This is a genomic window from Bradyrhizobium sp. P2_E8 (assembly GCF_056403875.1).
In genome coordinates this window covers 1-1,924 of sequence record NZ_JBFUES010001232.1, presented here as the reverse complement: position 1 = coordinate 1,924, position 1,924 = coordinate 1, and the positions used below count along the sequence as shown (strand labels likewise).

General features: G+C 66.1%; 2 protein-coding genes. Both read left to right on the top strand.

Annotation, left to right across the window (positions count from 1 at the left end; all coding sequences use genetic code 11):
* The first annotated feature begins 78 nt into the window (after positions 1–78).
* Positions 79–1,329, top strand: coding sequence for an allantoate amidohydrolase (locus AC1D00_RS39005; RefSeq protein WP_477014342.1), 1,251 nt, complete (start codon positions 79–81; stop codon positions 1,327–1,329).
* 12 nt (positions 1,330–1,341) lie between these two features.
* Positions 1,342–1,924 (top strand): NAD(P)-dependent oxidoreductase (locus AC1D00_RS39000; protein WP_477014341.1); only part of this gene is annotated, 583 nt, incomplete at its 3' end.

The following is a 1,924-nucleotide window of genomic DNA, read 5'->3' as shown; positions in this document are numbered from 1 at the left end:
CCAGACCCGGAATCTCGAGATTCCGGGTTCGATGCTTCGCATCGCCCCGGAATGAYAGATTACGAATGGACTGACCGCATGAGCCGAGCCGCCACCAATTTGCAAATCGATTCTGCCCGCCTCTGGGGCTCCATCCACGAGACCGCGCAATTCGGCGGGACGGCCAAGGGCGGCGTGCGGCGGCTGACGCTGAGTAGCGAAGACAAGCAGGTGCGCGACTGGTTCCGCAAGGCCTGCGAGGACGCCGGCCTCGAGGTTCATGTCGATGCGCTCGGCTCACAGTTCGGCCTGCGCAAGGGACGCGACATGTCGAAGCTGCCTGTCGGCATCGGCTCGCATCTCGACACCCAGCCGACCGGTGGCAAATATGACGGCATCCTGGGAACGCTCGGCGCACTGGAAGTGATCCGCACGCTGAACGACGCCGGCATCGAGACCGAAGCGCCCATCTGCGTGGTCAACTGGACCAACGAGGAAGGCTCGCGCTTCGCACCCGCAATGATGGCCTCCGCGGCCTATGTCGGCGACTTCACCACCGACGACATTCTGTCGCGCAAGGACATCGACGGCACCACCGTCGGCCAGGCGCTCGACGGCATCGGCTATCGCGGCGACAAGCCGGTCGGCTTCCAGAAGCTCGGCTGCTTCGTCGAGCTGCACATCGAGCAGGGCCCGATTTTGGAGGCCGAGGGCAAGACCATCGGCGTCGTCGATTCCGGCCAGGGCGTGCTGTGGTATGACGGCAAGATTTCCGGCTTCGAGAGCCATGCAGGATCGACCCCGATGCCGCTGCGGCGCGATGCGCTGGCCACGCTCTCCGAGATCGTGCTGGCGATGGAGGCGATCGCCAAGAAGCACGGGCCGAACGCGGTCGGCACCATCGGCGAGGCCGTGATCGCCAACCCCTCGCGCAACGTCATACCCGGCGAGATCGCCTTCACCATGGATTGCCGCAGCGCCGATGGGGCGATCATGGACGCGCTCGATCGCGACCTGCGCGCCGCGATTGCCGAGATCGCAGCGCGCCGCAAGGTCGAGGTCAAGATCGACCTGGTCTGGCGCAAGCCGCCGACGCATTTCGATCCCAAGCTGATCGCGGCGGTCGAGAACGCGGCCAAGACGCTCGGCTATTCCTCTCGCCGCATCACCTCCGGCGCCGGTCACGACGCCTGCAATCTCAACACCGTGATGCCGGCGGCGATGGTGTTCGTGCCTTGCAAGGACGGCATCAGCCACAACGAGCTGGAAGACGCCACGCAGCCCGACTGCGCCGCGGGCACCAATGTGCTGATGCACACCGTGCTGGCGATCGCCGGCGTCGCGTCCTGACCGGAGAGAGCCATGCGCGGAGTTTTCGTCGACGCCAACGAAGCCCTCGCCGTGATCATGGAGCGGCTGGAGCGGCCCGGCGATCCCAAGGTGCGGATCAACAGGGACCCTGACATCAAGCCCGAGCAATACCCGGAAATCCTCGGCGGCGCCGAGATCGCGATCGTCGACCACACCGCGCTGCCGACCGACGTCGCGAGGAAATGCGCGGGCCTGAAGCACGTCGTGTTCCTCGGCACCGGCGCGCGCAGCTACATGAACCCGGAAGAGCTTGCCGAGCTCGGCATCTCCGTGCACCTGATCAAGGGCTATGGCGACACCGCCGTGGCTGAATCCGCGATCGCGCTGATGTGGGCCTCGGCCCGCGTCATCGCGATGATGGATCGCGAGATGCGCGTCGGCAACTGGCTGCGCGAAGACGGCATGCAGCTCACCGGCAAGACGCTCGGCCTCATCGGCTTCGGCGGCATCGCAGCGGAGGTTGCGCGCATCGCCACGGGCAGCGGCATGAAGGTGATCGCCTGGAACCGCTCGCCGAAGAGCTATCCGGGCGTCACGTTCACCGATCTCGACACCGTGCTGGCGACCAGCGACG